Here is a 20,351-nt window from a genome sequence, read left to right on the forward strand (position 1 = left end):
TCCGTTCTGGAGGAAATTGACATGGCAAGTGCCCGTACCGCCGCCCGCGTCGCCGCCGCAGTCGCGGCCCTGCCGATGGCCGCCGTTCTGTTCTCCGGCGTGGCCCAGGCCGACGACGGCAACCAGGTGGCGAACCGGGGTTCCAACGCCGCTGCCGCCTCGATCGTGGGCAGCGGGGTCGGTGACGACAACGCGGGAAACTCCACCACCGGCCAGCAGCAGGCCACGGGTACCGGCGCCTCGAACCAGAACAACACGGCCAGCGTCAACGGCTCCGGCCCCACCGACATCCGTCAGCAGAACATCGAGGTGGTCTTCGCTGACTGATTGAACCCAAGGCGCCGCCGGGGGCAGGGGTGACCCCGGGGCGGCGCCGTTCATGGGGAGAGAGTGGACAGGGTCCGGAAGCGGGGGGGGGGGGGGGGGGGGGCCCGGGGGGGGGGCCTTTTTGTGGTTTGTGGGGGCCCGGGCGGGGGCGGCGGGGCGCCGGGGGGCCCCCCCCCGCTTCTGTTTGTGGCGTGTGTACCTCCGCTGCGCGGCGGTGTCCTCAAGCGCCGGACGGGCTGAATTGCAGCCCTGCGGGCGCTTGAGGACGCGCCCGCAGGGCGCTCGCCGTCGCAGGCGGCGCGGACGGCCCGCCGTCGTCAGGGCAAACTCTTGACGCTGACGCCTATCTGACGGACAGTCAGGTATAGGGCGGTCCGCGACCGGAGGGAGCCACCGTGAGTGACCTGTACCAGCGGCTGCGCGCCTTCGAAGGCCGTCCCGCCGCCGTCTCCGGGCAGGGCAGCGAGCCCGTCAACCTCTCGATGATCAGGCACTGGTGCGAGGTCCTCGGCGACACCGACCCCGCCTACACCGGCAAGGACCCCGTCGCCCCCGCCACCATGCTCCAGGCCTGGACCATGGGCGGCATCGAAGGCCCCCAGAGCCGCTCGCCCGCCATCGACGAGCTCTTCGCGCTGCTCGACGGCGCGGGATACACCGCCGTGGTCGCCACCGACTGCGAGCAGGAGTACGTACGGGCGCTGCGGCCCGGCGAGACGATCACCTTCGACTCCGTCATCGAGTCGGTCTCGCCCCGCAAGACGACCCGCCTCGGGGCCGGGCACTTCGTCACCACGCGCATGGAGATACGGGCCGACCACGAGCCCGCCGGTACGCACCGCTTCCGCATCCTCAAGTACGCGCCGCGCAAGGCCGTCAAGGAACGGGGCGAACGGCCCCGGCCCGTGATCAACCGGGACAACGCCGGATTCTGGGAGGGCGTCGCCGCCCACAAGCTGCTCTTCCAGCGGTGTGACGCGTGCGGGACGTCGCGCTTCCCGTGGCTGCCGGGGTGCGGCGGCTGCGGCTCGCCGGAGTGGACGGCCGTCGAGGCGTCCGGTGCCGGGACCGTCCACTCGTATGTGGTCATGCACCACCCGCCCTTCCCCGCCTTCGACCCGCCGTACGCGGTTGCCCTGGTCGAACTCGCCGAGGGCGTACGGATGATCAGCAACATCACCGGGGTCGCCGCCGACCGGGTGCGGATCGGGATGCCGGTCACGCTGGAGTTCCTACGGGTGGCCCCGGACCAGGAGCTGCCCGTCTTCCGGGCTGTGGCCTCCGAGGGCGGGCCGCCCCCCACGGAGACCGATCCCCGCGCGGAACCCCCTACCGGTGGAGGCGACCGCACCGAACTCCCCCCGCTCACCGTCCCCATAACCCGCACCCTGATCATCGCGGGCGCCATCGCCTCCCGGGACTTCAAGGACGTCCACCACGACCCCGAAGCCGCCCGGGCCGCCGGTTCCCCGGACATCTTCATGAACATCCTCACCACCAACGGCCTCGTCGGCCGCTACATCACCGATCACCTCGGCCCCGGGGCCGAGCTCCGCAAGGTCGCCATCCGGCTCGGGGCGCCCAATCGCCCAGGCGACGAGCTGGTCCTGACCGGGACGGTCACCTCCCTGCGGGGGCGGACCGCCGAGGTCGCGGTCGTCGGGGCCAACGGGCTCGGCCGCCATGTGACCGGCAGCGTCACCGTCACCCTGCCCGAGGCCACCGCGTGAGCGCCCGGCGGGCCAACAGCCTCGGCGGCAGGGCTGCCGTCGTCGGGATCGGCGCGACCGCGTTCTCCAAGGACTCCGGGCGCAGCGAGCTGGCCCTCGCGGCCGAGGCCGTGCGGGCCGCGCTCGCCGACGCCGGTCTCACCCCCGCCGACGTCGACGGCATGGTCACCTTCACCATGGACACCAGCCCCGAGATCACCGTCGCCCAGGCGACCGGCATCGGCGAGCTGTCCTTCTTCTCCCGCGTGCACTACGGCGGCGGGGCCGCCTGCGCCACCGTGCAGCAGGCCGCACTGGCCGTCGCCAGCGGGCTCGCGGAGGTCGTCGTCTGCTACCGCGCGTTCAACGAGCGCTCCGGCCGTCGCTTCGGCGCCGGGGTCCAGCGGCGCGAGCCGTCCGCCGAGGGGGTGGCGCTCGGCTGGGCGCTGCCGTTCGGGCTGCTCACCCCCGCGTCCTGGATGGCCATGGCCGCCCGCCGCTATCTGCACGCGTACGGCCTGGAGCCCGAGGTCTTCGGGCACGTCGCCGTCACCGCCCGCCGCCACGCGGCCACCAACCCGGCCGCGCACTTCCACGGCCGGCCGATCACGCTCGCCGACCACGCCGCGTCCCGCTGGATCGCCGAACCGCTGCGCCTGCTGGACTGCTGCCAGGAGACCGACGGCGGTCAGGCGCTCGTCGTCACGTCCGTCGAGCGGGCCCGCACGCTGCGGCACCCGCCGGCCGTGATCGCCGCGGCGGCGCAGGGCGCGGGCCGGGCGCAGGAGCAGATGACGAGCTTCTACCGCGACGACCTGACCGGGCTGCCCGAGATGGGGCTGGTGGCCCGGCAGCTGTGGCGCACCAGCGGGCTGGGACCGGGCGACATCGACGTGGGCGTCGTCTACGACCACTTCACCCCGTTCGTGCTGACGCAGCTGGAGGAGTTCGGTTTCTGTCCGCCCGGCGAGGGGGCCGCGTTCGTGGCGTCCGGGGCGCTGCCGCTCAACACCCACGGCGGGCAGCTCGGCGAGGCGTATCTGCACGGCATGAACGGCGTGGCCGAGGCCGTGCGGCAACTGCGCGGCACCGCGGTCAACCAGGTCGCGGGGGCTCGGCACGCGCTCGTCACGGCGGGCACCGGCGTCCCCACGTCCGGGCTGATTCTCCGCGCAGACGGATGAACGGAGGGCGTGTCGGCTCGGGCGGCCGGAGCCGGGCACCTTCACTCGCGGTATGGACCGACGAAGAAAGATCATCGGATATCTCGTCGCCCTGACGGCCGCGGCGGTGCAGGTGGTCGGCGGGGCCGGACCGGCGTCGGCGGACGATCGGGGCGACCCCCGGGACGAGGGGGCGGTGATCTTCCGCGGCAAGGGCATCGACGCCTGCCAGGCCCCGTCGCTGAACACCCTCAGTGCCTGGGAGTCCTCCCCCTACGAGGCGGTCGGCGTCTACTTCGGGGGCCGCGCCCGCGCCTGCCCGAACCAGCACTACCTCAGCCGGAGGTGGCTGACCGGCGCCAAGGACCTGGGCTGGCGGGTACTGCCCGTCTACGTCGGCTCCCAGTCCCCCTGCGTCTCCGCCTCCCACAAGCGGGGCTTCTCCATCAGCGACGACGAGCCCTGGGACCAGGGCATCGAGGAGGGCGAGGACGCCGTGCGCCGGGCCTCCGCGCTCGGCATCGCGTCCCGCAGCCCGATCTACCTCGACATGGAGGCCTACAACTACCGGGACGCCGACTGCGCCCGGGTCACCCTCTCCTTCATCCGCGGCTTCAGCCGCGCGGTCGGACACCTCGGCTACATCCCCGGCTTCTACAGCAGCGCCAACGCGGGCGTGCGGCACATGGACAACGCCCGTCGGGACGGGCGCAGCTCCCTGCCGGAGGTGATGTGGTTCGCCCGCTGGCGCGTCTCCCCCTCGACGACCGGTGAACCGAACCTGGGCTCCAGGGCCTGGACCCCGCACCGACGCATCCACCAGTACGCGGGGAACGTCACCGAGACGTACGGCGGCCGCACATTGAACATCGACCGGAACCAGATCGACGCACCCGTCGCCATCATCAGATGAGGCCCCTCTTCCCGTAGCGCCTCGCAGCGGACCCCCATACCGACCCTGACCGCCCTCCCCCTCCAGGAGGTGGGGACAGCCCCACCACTACGACCTGAGGCTGACCGTTCTTCGGCACCTGCGGCCGATCCGCGCGGACGGGCGCACTCCTAGCGTTGAAGACATGAACACGTCCGTGTGCACCAGCGCATCCACCGCCGTGTACCCGTCGTTCTCGTCGTACGTACGGGCGCGTGGACCGGTCCTCCAGCGCACCGCCCGCTCGCTCACCTCGAACCCGTGCGACGCCGAGGACCTGCTGCAGACGGCCCTCACCAAGACGTACCTGGCCTGGGAGCGCATCGAGGACCACCGGGCGCTCGACGGTTACGTACGCCGGGCGCTGGTCAACACCCGCACCTCGCAGTGGCGCAAACGACGGGTCGACGAGTACCCCTGCGAGGAGCTTCCCGAGCGCGAGGCGGCCCCCCAGACCGACCCCGCCGAGCAGCAGGTGCTGCGCGACGCCATGTGGCGCGCGGTGCGCCGGCTCCCGGAGCGGCAGCGGGCCATGGTCGTCCTCAGGTACTACGAGGACATGACCGAGGTACAGACCGCCGAGCTGCTCGGCGTCTCCGTCGGCACGGTCAAGAGCGCCGTCTCGCGCGCCCTCGGCAAGCTGCGCGAGGACCCCGAACTGGCCCACGCGGCGTGATGCGTCCGTCACCCCGCGGGTAGTGACTTACCGGGAGACACCACAGCACAATCAGCGGACAAATACCCGTCCGTAACCCGGTCTTTCGGGAGGCCCCCGGTGCTGAGCACGATGCAGGACGTACCGCTGACAGTGACCCGCATTCTCGTCCACGGTGCGCTCGTGCACGGGGACGCGAAGGTCACGACCTGGACCGGGGACGGCGAGCCGCACCGCCGTACCTTCCGAGAGGTCGGCGATCGGTCCTCGCAGCTCGCCCACGCCCTCCGCGACGAGCTGGGGGTGACGGCCGACGAGCGGGTCGCGACCCTCATGTGGAACAACAGCGATCACCTCGAGGCGTACCTCGCGATCCCCGCCATGGGCGCGATCCTGCACACCCTCAACCTGCGGCTGCCCCCCGAGCAGCTGGCCTGGATCGTGCGGCACGCCGCCGACCGCGTCGTGATCGTCAACGGCACGCTGCTGCCGCTGCTCGCGCCCCTGCTGCCGCACCTCGACTCCGTCGAGCACGTCGTCGTCTCGGGCCCGGGCGACCGGTCCGTGCTGGAGGGCTGCCGCCCCCGCGTGCACGAATACGACGAGCTGATCGCGGGCCGCCCCACCGAGGGCTACGACTGGCCGGAGCTGGACGAGCGGCAGGCCGCCGCCCTTTGCTACACCTCCGGGACGACGGGCGAGCCCAAGGGCGTCCTCTACAGCCACCGGTCGATCTACCTGCACGCCATGGAGGTCAACGCCGCCGCGTCCTTCGGGCTGACCCCGGCCGAGATCTGTCTGCCGGTCGTGCCGATGTTCCACGTCAACGCGTGGGGGCTGCCGTACGCCGCGTTCATGGCGGGCACCTCGCTGCTGATGCCCGACCGCTTCCTCCAGCCCGCGCCGCTCGCCGCGATGATCGCGAGCGAGCGCCCCACGGTCACCGCCGGCGTCCCCACCATCTGGCAGGGTCTCCTCGCCGAACTCGACGCCAACCAGCAGGACGTGTCCTCCCTGCACACCGTGATCAGCGGTGGTTCCGCCTGCCCGCCCTCCCTGATGAAGGCGTTCGAGGAGCGGCACGGGCTGCGGCTCATCCAGGCCTGGGGCATGACCGAGACCTCGCCGCTGGGCTCCGTCGCCCGCCCGCCGGCCGGGGTGAGCGAGGAGGAGGCATGGCCGTACCGCGTCTCGCAGGGCCGGCTGCCCGCCTCGGTGGAGTTCCGGCTGGCCGGTCCCGGCGGCGGGTTCCTGCCCTGGGACGGCACGTCGGCCGGTGAGCTGGAGGTCCGCGGCCCGTGGATCGCGGGCTCCTACTACGGCGGCGCGGCGGACGAGCCGTTCCGCCCCGAGGACAAGTTCAGCCCCGACGGCTGGCTGCGCACCGGCGACGTCGGCACGATGACCCCGGACGGCTTCCTGACCCTCACCGACCGGGCGAAGGACGTCATCAAGTCGGGCGGCGAATGGATCTCCTCGGTCGAGTTGGAGAACCATCTGATGGCCCACCCGGAGGTCGCCGAGGCCGCCGTCGTGGCCGTGCCGGACGAGAAGTGGGGCGAACGCCCGCTGGCTGCCGTGGTGTTGAAGAACGGCTCGGCCGTCGAGTACGTGGCGCTGCGGTCCTTCCTCGGCGAGCGGGTCGCTCGGTGGCAGCTCCCGGAGCGCTGGGTGCTGATCCCCTCGGTGCCGAAGACGTCGGTGGGCAAGTTCGACAAGAAGGTGCTGCGCAAGCAGTACGCCGACGGGGAGTTGGACGTCACCGTCCTCGGCTAGTGCTCGTGTGGGCAGGGGCCCTGGGTTACCGATGTGCCCAGGGCCCCTGCCATGGGCCGCGCCGCCTGCCGCGGGGGTCGGCCGGGCGCGGGGTCCTTGGGGGGTGTGGATCAGATCTGGCGGGCGATGTGCTCCGCCGCGGCGATCACCGTGAGGTTGGTGGCGGCCGAGGGCACGTCCGGGAAGATCGACGCGTCCACGACCCGCAACCCCTCGACGTCGCGCACCGCGCCGAGCCGGTCGGTGACGGCGGCCGGGTCGTCGTCGGCGCCCATCGGGGCGGTCGACGTGGGGTGGTGGTACGTGTCGAGGGTCGCGATGACCGACCGCTCGATCTCCTCGTCACCGCTCGCGCCCGCACCGGGGCTGATCTCCTCGGTGATCAGCCCGGCGAGCGGCTCGGCGGCGCCGATCCGGCAGGCGAGCCGCACGCCCTCCAGCAGCCGCCGCCGGTCGGCGGGCTCGGCGAGGAAATTGAGGTCGATGCGCGGGGCCGCCTCGGGGTCGCGGTTGCGCAACGTCAACGTCCCCCGGGAGCCGGGCCGTACGAGCGCCACGGCGAGGACGAAGCCGATGCCCGTCGGACTCCGGTCGTGGTCGTACAGATGCGTCGCGGTGATGTGCAGATCCAGCTCCCCGTCGGCGGCCTCGGAACTGGCGGTCCACACCTTCGCGCCGATCACGGGGATGCTCGCACCGAACCGCTCCGGGTCGGCGGCGTAGGCGTTGGAGGAGAAGGGGTGGTCCTGGAGGCGCCGCCCCACGGGCAGATCGGCGACGAGCGGGATGCCGAGGGCGGCCAGGTCGTCCGCCGGGCCGATCCCCGAGCGCAGCAGCACGGCGGCGCTGCCGTACGTACCCGCCGAGAGGATCACCTCACCGGCGCGCAGCTCGGTGCCGTCGGCGAGGACGACACCGGTCGCACGGCTGCCCCGGAAGAGGACCCGGTCCACGAGGGACTCGCCGTGGACGATCAGATTGCCCCGGGAACGGACGGCCGGCGTCAGATAGGCCATGCCGGTGTTGACGCGCACGCCGTCGCGCACGTTCATCGGATACGGGCCGACGCCCTCGGGGTCCGCTCCGTTGAAGTCGTGGGAGGCCCGGATGCCCACCGACCGGGCCGCCTCCACGAAGGCGCGCTGCATGGGGCTGACGTCGTCGAGACCGAACTGCTCGACCGGCAGCGGACCGGTGCGGCCGTGGAGCGCCTCGTCGCCGCCGTCCGTGGACTCCAGGGCGATGAAGGCGGGCAGCACGTCCTCGTACGACCAGCCCTTGAGCCCGCCCGCGGACCAGCGGGCGAAGTCCGAGGGCAGCGCGCGGACGGCGACCGCGCCGTTGACCGCGGAACTGCCGCCCAGCACCTTGCCCCGGAAGGCGTCGACGGGATGGCCGATGAAACCGGGCTCGGAGCGGTAACCCCAGTCGTGACCGGTGTCGCCGCCGAGCACGTTGCTGGAGGCGACGGCCTCGGGGTAGGCGTGCGGCCCGTACACGGGACCGGCCTCCAGGAGCAGGACCACGCGGGAGGGGTCCTCGGAGAGACGAGTGGCGAGCACGGCTCCGGCGGAACCGCCGCCGACGATGATCGTGTCGTAGGTGCGGTCACTCATGACGTCTCTCCTCCGTCGTCCTCGCCGATCGGGGTCGGCCTGGCGAGAACGACGCTACGGAGAACGGCTGGTTCGGGAATCTGTCATCGCATCGGTCAGTGTGCTGGGAGATGACCTGCGCCGAGGTCGGACGGATACCGGGAGACGGCCTCTGACCTGCGAAGACGCGCGCTGCCAGCCCTCGTGGCGGAATGCCGCGGCAGCGTGCCGATGCGGGCACGCCGCCGTCACGGCCGTCCGGGCGCGCGGCAAAGGCGGCCCCGGCACCGGGGCGGCCCGTCCGTCAGTTGGTCCCTATCTTCGCCAGCAGATCCACGATGCGCCCCTGCACCTCCGTGCTCGTCGACCGCTCCGCGAGGAAGAGGACCGTCTCGCCCGAGGCCAGCCTCGACAGTTGGGCCGGGTCGGTGTCGGCCGAGGTGTAGACGACGAGCGGCGTGCGGTTCAGCAGGCCGTTGCCGCGCAGCCAGTCGACGATGCCCGCGCGGCGGCGCCGCACCTGCATCAGGTCCATCACCACCAGGTTCGGGTGCGTCTGCGCCGCGAGCGCCACCGCGTCCGCGTCCGTCGCCGCCCGCGCCACCTGCATGCCGCGCCGCTCCAGCGTCGCCGTCAGGGCGTCGGCGATCGGCTCGTGCTCCTCGATCAGCAGCACGCGCGGCGGGTGCATCTCGCTGTCGCGCGGGGTCAGCGCCTTCAGCAGGACGGCCGGGTCGGCCCCGTACGCCGCCTCCGCCGTGGCCTGCCCGAGCCCCGCCGTCACCAGCACCGGCACCTCGGCCGCCACGGCGGCCTCGCGCAGCGACTGCAACGCGGTACGGGTGATCGGCCCGGTCAGCGGGTCGATGAACAGCGCGGCCGGGTACGCCGCGATCTGCGCGTCCACCTCCTCGCGCGATTGCACGATCACCGGGCGGTAGCCGCGCTCGGTCAGTGCCGTCTGCGTCGAGTCGTCGGGCGCCGGCCACACGAGCAGGCGACGCGGGTTGTCCAACGGCTCCGGCGGCAACTCGTCGTCCATCGGCGGCCGTCCGGCCGGGGCGGCCTCGGTGACCTCGACGGCCCCGTTGGGCCCGTCGAGCGGCTCGGGCCCCTCGGCGCCCTCGTCCGGTGCTCCTATGGCGAAGGCACGCCCTTCGGAGGAGTCGCGCAGCCGTGGCCGCGCCGCGGGCGCCGGAGCGCCCTGCGCGTCGGCCTGCGCGGGCTCCCGCTCACCCTCGGCCGGATTACCGAGCTTGCGCCGCCGCCCGGACCCCCCGACGGGCGTCCCCGCGGCGGGCGTCCCGCCGAACGGCACGCCCTGCCCCAGCGTCCGCACGCTGAACGCCCGTGCCGCGTCGGCGCTTTGCGCCTGCTGTGCCTGTTGGGCAGCGGCCCCCGGCTCCTCGGCGAGCGCGCGCCGCGCGCGACGGCGGCCGGTGGGCGGCGTGGCATCGGCCACGGCCGGGCCTTGCGGCTCGGAGGCCTGCTCCGGGCGGGGCTCCGGGCGCGCGGCGCCGTCCCGGCCGGGGGAGTAGGAGTCGTCGGCGGGCCGGCCCGCCGCGGTGGCCGTGGCCTCGGCTGTGACGTCCGGGCCGGGCGCGGCGCCGGGCTGCTGCGCGGGCGCGCCGGGCACATCTGTGCCCGGGAGAGCGAACGGCGCGGGGCCATGGGGGGCGTTCTGCGCGGGGTGGGTGGCGGCTGCCGCTGCTCCGTCCGCGCCCGGTGCGGGGTTCGGGCCCGCGTGGCCGAACGGTACGGGGCCTGTGGGGGCCGGCTGCCCGGGGCGGGGCGCAGCCGCTCCGCCCGTGCCGGGACCGCCGACCGGTGCGGCAGTCCCCGGGCGGGCGAAGGGCGCGGGACCGGCCGGGGCCGGACCTGCGGGGTTCGCGCCGGGGCCCGGGAAGGGGCCGGACGCCTCGGGCGCGTTCCCGCCGCCCGCGTCGGCGAACGGGCCCGCTCCGGCAGGGGGTGCCTGGCCGGGGGCGACCCCCTGCGCGGGGGCCGGGCCCGCGTAGGGCCGGGGAGGCGTGGGCGCACCGTGCGCGTCGGGCGTCGTCCCGTGCGGCTGCGCGGTGTTCGCGCCCGGGAGGGCGAACGGGGCGGGACCGGCGGGGGCCGGCGCCGTGCCGGGCCGCTGCGGAGGCGTGGGCGCACCGTGCGTCGGGGCGACGCCCGCGAGGCCGAACGGTACGGGCCCGTCGGAGCCAGGCTGTCCGGCTCGGGCCGCACCCGCCGCGGGCGGGCTGCCGGGCGTGGTGCCGGGCCGCTGCGGGGGCGTGGGCGCACCGGACGCGTCGGGCGTCGCCCCGTGCGGTTGTGCCGCGTTCGCGCCCGGGAGGGCGAACGGGACAGGACCGCCGGGGGCCGGCGCCGTGCCGGGCCGCTGCGGAGGCGTGGGCGCACCGGACGCGTCGGGCGTCGCCCCGTGCGGCCGTGCCGCGTTCGCACCCGGGAGGGCGAACGGGGCAGGGCCGTCGGGGCCCTGCTGTCCGGCTCGGGCCGCGTCCGTAGCGGGCGGGCTGCCGACGGGCGGGCTGCCGACGGGCGCGGTGCCGGGCCGCTGCGTGGTCGTGTTCGACGCGTCGGGCGTCGCCCCGTGCGGATGCGCCGCGAGGCCGGCCGCACCCGTGGCGGGCGGGCCGCCGGGGGCCGTGGTGCCGGGGCGCCGCGGAGGCCTGGAGTCACCCGGTGCGCCCGCCACGCCGCCGCGTGCCGTCCGGGACGGCTGCGCCGAGGTGGCACCCGCGATGCCCGCGAGGCCGAACGGCACCGGTCCGACCGGAGCCGGGCCCCCCTGGCCGGGGCGGGGCGCCGCGCTTTCGCCGGTGTCCGCCGGGTCGGCCTGAGCGGGCGCCCCGCCCATGGCGAACGGGCCGCCCGGGGAAGAGGCGGCACCGGCCGTGGTGTTCGGGGCGGTGTGAGGTGCCGGACCGTCCGGGCGTGGCCCGGTGCCGGGCGCCGCGTCGGCCCGGGGAGAGCCGCCGGGGCCCGCATGCGGCTCGGCGTGACCGTCCGGCCCGTTCCCGATCCGCCGACGCGCAGCGTCGTCGGCGGGCTTGCGCTGCGGCCCGGGGACGCCGGGGTGGGCTTCCCGCTCGGGCTTGCGGTCGGAGTCGGCCGGGGGGAGGGCGAACACGGCGCGCGGGGCGTCCGGTTCGGCGCTCGCCTGACCGGGGATCGGGCGGTCCGGGGCCTCCGCCAGCGCGCGGCGGGCACGGCGGCCCGTGGGGGCGCCGGCCGGGCCGGACCCGTCCGGGGCATCGGACTCGGGCGTCCGGTCGGCCTCGGCGGGCGGCAGCGCGAACGCGGTCCGGGCGCCCTCGGCCGGCGCGGGCTCCCGCCGGGCCCGGCGCCCGGTCGGCGCCGTCGCCTGCGGCGGCACCAGCCCGGCACCGTCGGTGCCCTGGTCCGCGGCTTCCGAACCGCCGCCGCGCCCGTGCCGGTTGGCCCGCGCGTTCTGCTGCGCCTCGGCGTCCGCCGCCACGGGCGGCTGCTCCTCCTCGGAGCTGCGCCGCGCCCGCCGCCGCCCGGTGGGCTGCGGCGCGGGCGGCTCGGCGCCGTCCTGCGGCTCCGCGGGCCCGCCGGGCTTCTGGGGGGCCAGGAACGCGTCGGTCCGCGACTGACCCCTGCCGTCCGTTCCGGGTGCGCCCGGTTCCCGGCGCGCCCGCCGCCCGGAAGGCCGGTCGGCAGCCGCCTCCTCCGCGGGAGCCTCCGCCGTTCCCCGCGCCCGCTGCGCGGGCAGCGGCATGACCGTCGTCGCGTTCTGGGTGTCCCCGGCCGTCGACCGCTCCGTGGGCTCCGGCACCGGGCCGCCCTCCGCGGAGACCGGCACCTCCAGGACGTACGCGTGACCGCCCGCGGCGCCCGGCACCTCATGGGTCTGGAGCACACCGCCGTGGCGGCGCACGATGCCCTCGACCAGGGGCGTGTGCACCGGGTCGCCGCCGGGGAAGGGACCCCGGACCTCGACGCGGACGACCTCGCCGCGCTGCGCCGCCGCCACCACGATCGTGGAATCGCCGGCGGCACCGGTCGTGCCGCCCGTCGCGTCGACGCCCGCCACGTCCGCGATCAGGTGCGCGAGCGCCTGCGCGAACCGCTCCGCGTCGACCTCGGCCTCGATCGGCGGCGCGTGCACCGCGAACTGCGCCCGCCCCGGCCCGATCAGCTCGACGGCGCCCTCGACGCCCGCCGCCACGACCGTGTCGAGCGCGACCTTCTCCCGGACGAGCTTGCTCTCGTCCGCGTCCAACTCCTGGTAAGCCAGGACATTGTCGACAAGCGTCGCCATCCGCGCGTATCCGGCGGACAGATGGTGCAGGATCTGGTTGGCCTCGGGCCACAGCTGTCCGGCGGGGTCGGCGGCCAGCGTGTCCAGCTCGCCGCGCAGCCGCTCCAGCGGGCCGCGCAGCGAGTCGCCCAGCATCGCCAGGAGCTGCGCGTGCCGGGCGGCGAGGGCGTCGTACGCGCGGCGGTCGGTGAACGTCATCACCGCGCCGACGAGCTGCTCGCCGTCCCGCACGGGCGCCGTGGTGAGGTCGACGGGCACCGAACGGCCGTCCTTGGCCCACAGCACCTGCCCGCGCACCCGGTGCTTGCGCCCGGAGCGCAGCGTGTCGGAGATCGGCGACTCCTCGTACGGGAAGGCGGTGCCGTCCGCGCGGGAGTGCTGGATCAGGGGGTGCAGCTCCTGGCCGCCGAGGTCGCTGGCGCGGTAGCCGAGGATCTGCGCGGCGGAGGGGTTGACGAGGACGACCTTGCCGGCGGTGTCGACGCCGACGACGCCCTCGGCGGCCGCGCGCAGGATCATCTCGGTCTGGCGCTGCTGCCGGGCCAGTTCGGCCTCGGTGTCCACCGTGCCGGTCAGGTCCCGCACGACGATCATCAGCAGCTCGTCGCCCGTGTAACTGGCGTGGTCCGCGTACGGGGTGCGGCCGTCCTCGAGGTTGGCGCTGGTGGTCTCGACGGGGAACTCCGTGCCGTCCGTGCGCCGCGCGACCATCCGGGTCGGCTTGGTGCGCGCGTCGGCCGAGTCCGGCAGCCGCATCGAGCCGGGGATGCGCCGGGAGTCGAAGTCGGGCAGCAGGGAGAGCAGTCCGCGCCCGACGAGCCCGGTGCCGGGCACCTCGAAGGTCTCGAGCGCGATGTGGTTGGCGTTGACGACCGTGCCGTTGCAGTTGACGAGCAACAGGGCGTCGGGCAGGGCGTCGAGTATGGCTGCGAGGCGAGCAGCGCCTCGGGATGGCCTGCTGCTCACGACGACGCTTCCTCCCTGGGATACCGCACCTTGCCGACCCGCTCCGGGCGGCTCGGCGCTGCCCGCTGGCGTGTCACTGAGGGGAGTCTACGGGCTGTGGAGGCGGGCGCGACGGCGGATGGCGGGTGCGGTGGGATACGTCGCCGGGTACCTCCGGGGCGTCTCGGCGCAGGCCCGACATGCCCCCCGTGTCAGTCCTTGGGTGCGGACTTCAGGTCACCGAGCAGCTCGGAGAACCGGTTCCAGCGGGCGATTTCGCACCCGTTCGTCCGGCTGAATCCGGCATTTACCGGGCGCCCCGCCCAGGTGCCGGTCACCCGTGCCTTCTGGTCGCCGCCGTAGATCATCGTGCACATCGCGTCGGCGGGCACGGGCGCGAAGGCGTCCTTGCCCCACCGCGTCTGCCCGTCGAGCTGGGCGCACGCCGCCTTCGCGCGCGGGTGCGTGCCGCCCGTGGGGTGGCAGTACAGGTCGTAGGTGCCGTCGAAGGAGCCGCTGTCGGTCACCGTGACGGTGAGGTGGTCGCCGTGCTCGTGCGGGAGCGGCAGCGGCATGGGGGCGGCCACGGCGGGAGCGGCGAACAGGGCCGGGGCCAGTGCGGCGACGGCGGCGAGGGTGAGACGGCGGAGCGGCATCGCGGTACTCCAGAGGTACGGACGGGGCTGGGGCCGCGGCGTGGTCCGCCGGGCCCTTCACCTGACTAACGCGCCGGACGGCCGGGCGTTGCGCCGATATGGGCACCAAGTGATGAGGGGGGCGGGGCGGGAGAGGACGGGAGAGGACGCGAGAGGGGAGGGGCGGGAGAGGGGTGGGGAAATTGCCAGGGGGAATTGCTTTGCCCAGGAGTCGGGAAGCCCGGTACCGTAGACCACGATTGGTGGCGAGCCGCTGGGCTGTGTCATCATCGGCACGCACCACCCCACGCATGCGCGGGGTGTGCTGGAGGCTTCGCCTAGTCTGGTCTATGGCGCCGCACTGCTAATGCGGTTTGGGGTAACCCCCCATCCCGGGTTCAAATCCCGGAGCCTCCGCTCGCTTCAAGAGCCCCGGTCGTCTCGGAAGAGACGGCCGGGGCTCTTGCGTATGCGCGTGGGCGGCGGGGAAGTCCGGCGGGGGAGTCTTCGTACGGATCAGCGCTTCGTGGGCCCGCCTGTCCCCGCCCCGGCCTTCCGCCGGGCACCTCAGGAGGGGGCTTCCGAGGGCGTTCCCGAGGGTGTTTTCGCAGGTCAGGTGGGGTGAAGGGAATGGATTTCACGTCCCGGCGCAGTTCATGTAATGTTGTCCACGCAACGCCGACCGGCAAGAAAAACCGCCGGGAAGCCGAGCGCTCGTAGCTTAACGGATAGAGCACTTGACTACGGATCAAGAGGTTGCAGGTTCGAATCCTGCCGAGCGCACAGCCGAGGGACCGGTACCCACTTGTTGGATCCGGTTTTTCGACCGTCGCGGGGTGGAGCAGCTCGGTAGCTCGCTGGGCTCATAACCCAGAGGTCGCAGGTTCAAATCCTGTCCCCGCTACTTTGATCACAGGTCCGGCACCTTAGGGTGTCGGACCTGTGGCATTTCCGGGGACGGACGGGGGCGGCCGGAGTGGACGTGGCGGATTCCGCGCGCGAGGGCGACGAGAAGGTGGCCCGCTTCTGGCGGGAGCTGGGACTGCCGGGTCTGGTCGACGTCCACACGCACTTCATGCCCGAGCGGGTGCTCGCGAAGGTGTGGGCCTACTTCGACGCCGCCGGCCCGCTCGTCGACCGCCCCTGGCCCATCGCCTACCGGCACGCGGAGAGCGAGCGGCTCGCGGTGCTGCGCGGCTTCGGCGTACGGGCCTTCACCGCGATGATCTACCCGCACAAGCCGGGCATGGCGGCATGGCTGAACGGCTGGGCGGCGGACTTCGCGGCCCGCACCCCCGACTGTCTGCACACCGCGACGTTCTTCCCCGAGCCGGGCGCCGACCGCTATACGGCCGAGGCCCTGGACGCGGGGGCGCGGGTCTTCAAGTCGCATGTGCAAGTGGGCGCGTACGACCCGGGCGACCCACTGCTGGACGGTGTCTGGGGAAGCATCGCCGACGCCGGGACGCCCGTGGTCGTCCACTGCGGCTCGGGCCCGGTGCCCGGACCGCACACCGGGCCCGGTCCCGTGGCGCGGCTGCTGGCCCGGCACCCGCGGCTGCGGCTGGTGATCGCGCACATGGGGATGCCGGAGTACACGGACTTCCTGGACCTGGCCGAGCGGTACGAGGGCGTCCACCTCGACACGACGATGGCGTTCACGGACTTCTCCGAGAGCACCGCGCCCTTCCCGCCCGCCGAGCGGCCGCGGCTGGCAGCCCTCGGCGACCGGATCCTCTTCGGCAGCGACTTCCCCAACATCCCCTACGGCTACGCGCACGCGCTCGACGTCCTGGCCGGCCTGGGCCAGGGCGACGGCTGGCTGCGCGGCGTGTGCCACGACAACGCCGCGCGGCTCTTCGGGCTGCCGGAACGCCTGCCGCGGGCGGACGGCTCCTAGGGCCTGTCTCTGGCGGATCGTCGGCGGCGGGCGCCCTGCGGGCGCGTCCTCAAACGCCGGACGGGCTTGATGCGGTTGAGGCGGGTGCGCATCCGGCCCGCTCCGGGCGGCGGCCAAGCCCGCCGGGCACGGCCTAGCGGCTGAGCGGCAGCGCCTGGGCGAGCGCCCGCCACTCGGGGCGCGGCAGCGCGGTCAGGCCGCCCTGGGACTCGGACCGGACGACCTGGACGGCGAGGTGGTCGGCGCCGGCCGCCAGGAACTCGTCCACCCGCGCGCGCACCGCCGCGGCGTCGCCGAGGGCGAAGACCGCGTCGAGCAGCCGGTCGCTGCCGTTGCCCTCGAAGTCCTCCTCGGTGAAGCCGAGGCGCAGCAGGTTGTTGGTGTAGTTGGGCATCGGCAGGTAGCGGGCGAGATAGCCGCGGGCGGTCTCCCGGGCGCGGGCGAGGTCGTCGTCGAGGACCACCTTCAGCTCGGGCGCGAGGAGCACGCCCTCGCCCAGGGCCTCGCGGGCCCGGGCGGTGTGCTCGGCCGTGACGAGATACGGCAGGGCGCCCGCCGCGCGGTCGCGGGCGAGCCGCACCATCTTCGGCCCGAGGGCGGCCAGCATGCGCCGCCCGGCGGGCAGCGGCACGGGCGCGGCGTCCAGCGCGTCCAGGTACTCCACCATCGCGGAGTACGGCTTCTTGTACCCGTCGACCATGTGACCGTGGCTGACGCCCAGGCCGAGAACGAAGCGCTCCCGGTCGGCGGGGGCCAGCGCCGCGTACTGGGCGGCGACGTCGGCCGCCTCGTGCTGCCAGATCGACAGGATGCTGGTGCCGACGCTCACCCGGTCCGTGGCCGCCAGCAGCCGCGCCGCCTCGTCCATACGGGCGTTGCCGCCGAGCCAGATCGTTCCGTAGCCCAGCTCGTCCAACTCGGCCGCGGTCTCGCGGACTTCGGCGGACTTCTCCGGGTCGTCCGCGCGGAGCGCGGGGCTCCAGATGCCGATCCTGCCAAGGTCTGTGGTGAGTGCCATGCGCCCAACAACCGGAGGTTCCATCCGGTTATTCCCGGATTCTCAGACGATTCACAGGGGACGGAAAGAGGGCTCTCACGGGCCGGGACCACCCTCGGGACCATGACCACCACCACACCCCACGGGCGGGCCGAGCTGCTGCACGACGACGGAAGTGCCGTACGGGTGCTGGTCGCGGGCGGCGAGGCGCCGCTGACGGAGCTGCTGACCATGGCCCTGCGCTACGAGGGCTGGGACGTGCGGACCGCGGCCGACGGGGCGACGGCGCTGCGCCGCGCCCGGGAGTTCCGGCCGGACGCCGTGGTGCTGGACGTGATGCCGCCCGACACGGACGGTCTGTCCCTCCTGGGGCGGCTGCGGCGCGAACACCCCGACCTGCCCGTGCTCTTCCTGACCGCGAAGGGCGCCGCGGACCGTGTCGCCGGGCTCACGGCGGGCGGCGACGACTACGTCACCAAGCCGTTCGGCCTGGAGGACGTCGTCGCCCGGCTGCGCGGACTGCTCCGCCGGTCCCGGGCCGCCGCGCCGCAGAGCGATTCCGTGCTGACCGTCGGGGACCTGGTGCTGGACGAGGACAGCCACGAGGTGACCCGGGGTGGCACGGAGATCCGGCTGACGGCCACCGAGTTCGAGCTGCTGCGCTTCCTGATGCGCAACCCGCGGCGGGTGCTCAGCAAGCCGCAGATCCTCGACCGGGTGTGGTCCTACGAGTTCGGCGGCCGGGCCAACGTCGTCGAGCTGTACATCTCCTATCTGCGCCGGAAGATCGACGCCGGCCGCGAGCCGATGATCCACACGCGGCGCGGCGTCGGCTATCTGATCAAGCCGGCGCCTCCGGCGTAGAACCGGCCGGATCCGGACGCGATTAATTCTCTTGTACGGCGTAGAACAACCCTTGTACGGTGTACGACGCTACTAGTCGTACACCGCACAAGGGAGCCCGTCATGACGGCGACGACCGCCGCCCAGCGCGACGCCGGAGACCGGAAACCGCAGCGTCATCCCACCCGTTGGGTGATTCTCGGCGTCATCTGCCTCGCCCAGCTCACCGTCCTCCTCGACAACACCGTCCTGAACGTCGCCATCCCCTCCCTCACCGAGGAGATGGGCGCCGCGACCTCCGACATCCAGTGGATGATCAACGCCTATTCGCTGGTCCAGGCGGGCCTGCTGCTCACCGCGGGCAGCGCCGCCGACCGCTACGGGCGCAAGAAGCTGCTCGCGCTCGGCCTCGCGCTCTTCGGGATCGGCTCGCTGTGCGCCGGGCTGGCCGGGACCACCGGACAGCTGATCGCCGCCCGCGCGGGCATGGGCGTCGGCGGGGCGCTGCTGATGACCACCACGCTGGCCGTCATCGTCCAGGTCTTCGACGAGGACGAGCGCGCAAAGGCCATCGGCCTGTGGGGCGCGGTGAGTTCGCTCGGCTTCGCCGCCGGGCCGCTCGTCGGCGGGGCCATGCTCAACCACTTCTGGTGGGGCTCGATCTTCCTGATCAACGTGCCGGTGGCGCTGCTCGGCCTGGTCGCCGTGCTCAAGCTCGTACCGGAGTCCAAGAACCCCACGGGGGACCGCCCGGACCTGCTCGGCGCGCTGCTGTCCACCATCGGCATGACCGGGATCACCTTCGCGATCATCTCCGGCCCGGAGCACGGCTGGACGTCCGCGCGGGTGCTGCTCGCGGCGGCCGTCGGCGCGGTCGGGCTCGCGCTCTTCGCGCTGTGGGAGCGACGCGTCCCCTTCCCCATGCTGGACATGCACTTCTTCCGCAACCGCCGCTTCGTGGGCGCAGTCGCGGGCGGCGTCCTCGTCGCCTTCGGCATGGGCGGCTCGATCTTCCTGCTCACCCAGCACCTGCAACTCGTCCTCGGCTACGACCCCTTGGCCACCGGCCTGCGGATGTCGCCGCTGGCGCTGGTCATCGTCGCCCTCAACCTCACCGGCGTCGGCGCCCGGCTGCTGCCGAAGCTCGGCACTCCGACGCTGATCGTCGGCGGCATGACCACGCTGGCCGGCGGACTCGCGGCCATCGCGGTCCTCGGCGCGCACGGCTACGGGGGCATGCTGCTCGGCCTGGTCATGATGGGTGTCGGCATCGCGTTCTCGATGCCCGCGATGGCGAACGCGATCATGTCCGCGATCCCGCCGGAGAAGGCGGGCGTCGGGGCGGGCGTCAACGGCACGCTCCAGGAGTGCGGCAACGGCCTGGGCGTCGCGGTGCTCGGCGCGGTCCTCAACTCGCGCTTCGCGGCCCTCGTGCCGGCCGTCGCCGCCGGGGCGGGCTCGCTGCCCGCCGCGCTGGCCTCGGCCCGTACGGACGCGGAGCGGTCCGCGATCGAGGACGCCTTCGCCAGCGGTGTGCAGAGCAGCCAGCTGGTCGGCGCGGCCGCGGTGCTCGCGGGCGGCATCGTCGCGGCGGTGCTGCTGCGCAGGGCCGAGCGGGACGCCGCCGCGGCCGGGCAGGGCGCGGCGGCGTAACCCGCCCCGCGCTCGCGGCCGGGCCCCTGGCCTGGGCATAGCATCGGTTACGTACCACCGGCGCAGGAAAGGGAGAGCGCGTCATGACGAGCGGAAAGCGCGCCGGAAGCACCCGGGCCAGTGTCTGGCTGGCGGCAGAGCCGGCCCCGAAGCGCAAGGCGGAGCCGGCCGAGCGGAAGCAGGGCGAGGGCCAGGAGCCCAAGCCCGGCGCGCTCGACCGGCGGCGGATCGTCGAGGCCACGGTCCGGCTGCTGGACGCCGACGGGCTGGCCAAGTTCTCCATGCGGCGGCTGGCGGACGAGCTGGACGTGACCGCGATGTCGGTCTATTGGTACGTCGACAGCAAGGACGACCTCCTCGAATTCGCCCTCGACCAGGTGTCCGGCGAGATGGTCGTCCCCGATCCGGCCGCCGGGGCCGCGGACTGGCGCGATCAGCTGCGCGCGCTCGCCGTCGAGTACCGCAACATGCTCGTCGCCCACCCCTGGGTGCCCGTGCTGCTGGGTCGGTACCTGAACATCGGTCCGCGCTCGATGGCCTTCTCCGACGCCATCCTGGCGGTGATGCGGCGCAGCGGAGTCCCGAAGGAGGGGCTGACCGGGGCGCTCTCGGCCGTCTTCCAGTTCGTCTACGGCTTCAGCGCGGTCGAGGGACAGTTCAGGGAGCGCTGCCGGGGCACGGGGCTGACCGAGGACGAGTACTACCGGCAGGTCGTCGCCAGCGTGTCGGAACGTCCGGACTTCGCGGAACAGCACTCCGAGGCGCTGGCGATGAGCAAGGACCTGACCGAGATGACCCTCGCCGAGGCGCGGGAGCGGGACTTCGACTTCGCGCTGGACACGGTCATCGCGGGCATCGAGGTCATGCGGGACCGGGCGGGTGCCGTGCGGGACCGGGCGGCCGCGGGCCGTTCCTGAGGCTCCCGGAA

At 73.9% G+C, this 20,351-nt stretch carries 13 protein-coding genes, 3 tRNA genes and 1 pseudogene; 13 read left to right on the top strand and 4 right to left on the bottom strand.

The window, feature by feature from the left end:
• Positions 1 to 21: 21 nt before the first annotated feature.
• From FHS38_RS32790 to FHS38_RS32815, 6 genes and pseudogenes are all read left to right on the top strand, one after another.
• Positions 22 to 327 (top strand): hypothetical protein, encoded by a 306-nt coding sequence (locus tag FHS38_RS32790; protein WP_184739894.1) that lies wholly within the window; start codon positions 22 to 24, stop codon positions 325 to 327.
• Positions 328 to 722: 395 nt separating this feature from the next.
• Positions 723 to 1,610 (top strand): annotated as a pseudogene (locus FHS38_RS36250) (bifunctional MaoC family dehydratase N-terminal/OB-fold nucleic acid binding domain-containing protein); the annotation flags it as partial.
• Between the two features lie 443 nt (positions 1,611 to 2,053).
• The gene (locus tag FHS38_RS32800) at positions 2,054 to 3,220 is read left to right on the top strand and encodes a lipid-transfer protein (RefSeq protein ID WP_184739896.1); all 1,167 of its coding nucleotides are present in this window, start codon (positions 2,054 to 2,056) and stop codon (positions 3,218 to 3,220) included.
• A 52-nt stretch (positions 3,221 to 3,272) separates the two neighbouring features.
• Entirely contained in the window at positions 3,273 to 4,112 is an 840-nt protein-coding gene (locus FHS38_RS32805) for a DUF1906 domain-containing protein (protein ID WP_184739898.1), read from the top strand.
• A 163-nt stretch (positions 4,113 to 4,275) separates the two neighbouring features.
• On the top strand, positions 4,276 to 4,806 hold the full coding sequence (locus tag FHS38_RS32810; RefSeq protein ID WP_184739900.1) for a SigE family RNA polymerase sigma factor: 531 nt from the start codon (positions 4,276 to 4,278) through the stop codon (positions 4,804 to 4,806).
• Between the two features lie 99 nt (positions 4,807 to 4,905).
• The gene (locus tag FHS38_RS32815) at positions 4,906 to 6,561 is read left to right on the top strand and encodes a long-chain fatty acid--CoA ligase (RefSeq protein ID WP_184739902.1); all 1,656 of its coding nucleotides are present in this window, start codon (positions 4,906 to 4,908) and stop codon (positions 6,559 to 6,561) included.
• 110 nt (positions 6,562 to 6,671) lie between these two features.
• On the opposite strand, the gene FHS38_RS32820 is transcribed toward FHS38_RS32815, so the two are convergent.
• The 3 genes from FHS38_RS32820 to FHS38_RS32830 all read right to left on the bottom strand — a co-directional run bounded on the left by FHS38_RS32820 (position 6,672) and on the right by FHS38_RS32830 (position 14,051).
• A complete protein-coding gene (locus FHS38_RS32820; RefSeq protein ID WP_184739904.1) occupies positions 6,672 to 8,177 on the bottom strand; it encodes a GMC family oxidoreductase in 1,506 nt (501 codons plus the stop codon).
• Positions 8,178 to 8,460: 283 nt separating this feature from the next.
• Positions 8,461 to 13,416, bottom strand: coding sequence for a PAS domain-containing protein (locus tag FHS38_RS32825; protein ID WP_184739906.1), 4,956 nt, complete (start codon positions 13,414 to 13,416; stop codon positions 8,461 to 8,463).
• Positions 13,417 to 13,607: 191 nt separating this feature from the next.
• A complete protein-coding gene (locus FHS38_RS32830) occupies positions 13,608 to 14,051 on the bottom strand; it encodes an SSI family serine proteinase inhibitor (RefSeq protein WP_184739908.1) in 444 nt (147 codons plus the stop codon).
• Between the two features lie 306 nt (positions 14,052 to 14,357).
• Between FHS38_RS32830 and FHS38_RS32835 the strand changes: the two genes are divergently transcribed.
• The 4 genes from FHS38_RS32835 (at position 14,358) to FHS38_RS32850 (ending at position 15,930) form a co-directional block, all read left to right on the top strand.
• Positions 14,358 to 14,447: transfer RNA gene (locus FHS38_RS32835), tRNA-Ser, on the top strand.
• Positions 14,448 to 14,740: 293 nt separating this feature from the next.
• Positions 14,741 to 14,813 (top strand) — tRNA-Arg (locus FHS38_RS32840).
• A 47-nt stretch (positions 14,814 to 14,860) separates the two neighbouring features.
• Positions 14,861 to 14,934, top strand: a tRNA-Met gene (locus tag FHS38_RS32845).
• Between the two features lie 78 nt (positions 14,935 to 15,012).
• On the top strand, positions 15,013 to 15,930 hold the full coding sequence (locus FHS38_RS32850; protein WP_229822903.1) for an amidohydrolase family protein: 918 nt from the start codon (positions 15,013 to 15,015) through the stop codon (positions 15,928 to 15,930).
• A gap of 133 nt (positions 15,931 to 16,063) precedes the next feature.
• Here the strand turns inward: FHS38_RS32850 and FHS38_RS32855 are convergent, their stop codons facing one another.
• Complete coding sequence (locus FHS38_RS32855; RefSeq protein ID WP_184739912.1) at positions 16,064 to 16,948, bottom strand: LLM class F420-dependent oxidoreductase; 885 nt, start codon at positions 16,946 to 16,948, stop codon at positions 16,064 to 16,066.
• A 102-nt stretch (positions 16,949 to 17,050) separates the two neighbouring features.
• Here FHS38_RS32855 and FHS38_RS32860 point away from each other — a divergent pair, with 102 nt between their 5' ends.
• The 3 genes from FHS38_RS32860 (at position 17,051) to FHS38_RS32870 (ending at position 20,340) form a co-directional block, all read left to right on the top strand.
• Positions 17,051 to 17,791, top strand: coding sequence for a response regulator transcription factor (locus FHS38_RS32860; protein ID WP_184739914.1), 741 nt, complete (start codon positions 17,051 to 17,053; stop codon positions 17,789 to 17,791).
• Between the two features lie 102 nt (positions 17,792 to 17,893).
• Positions 17,894 to 19,423: an MFS transporter gene (locus tag FHS38_RS32865; RefSeq protein ID WP_184739916.1), complete on the top strand. Its 1,530-nt coding sequence runs from the start codon at positions 17,894 to 17,896 to the stop codon at positions 19,421 to 19,423.
• An 83-nt stretch (positions 19,424 to 19,506) separates the two neighbouring features.
• Positions 19,507 to 20,340, top strand: coding sequence for a TetR/AcrR family transcriptional regulator (locus tag FHS38_RS32870; protein ID WP_184739918.1), 834 nt, complete (start codon positions 19,507 to 19,509; stop codon positions 20,338 to 20,340).
• The last annotated feature ends 11 nt before the right edge of the window (positions 20,341 to 20,351 follow it).

The sequence above is a fragment of the Streptomyces netropsis genome, from assembly GCF_014203545.1.
Classification (GTDB): domain Bacteria; phylum Actinomycetota; class Actinomycetes; order Streptomycetales; family Streptomycetaceae; genus Streptomyces; species Streptomyces netropsis.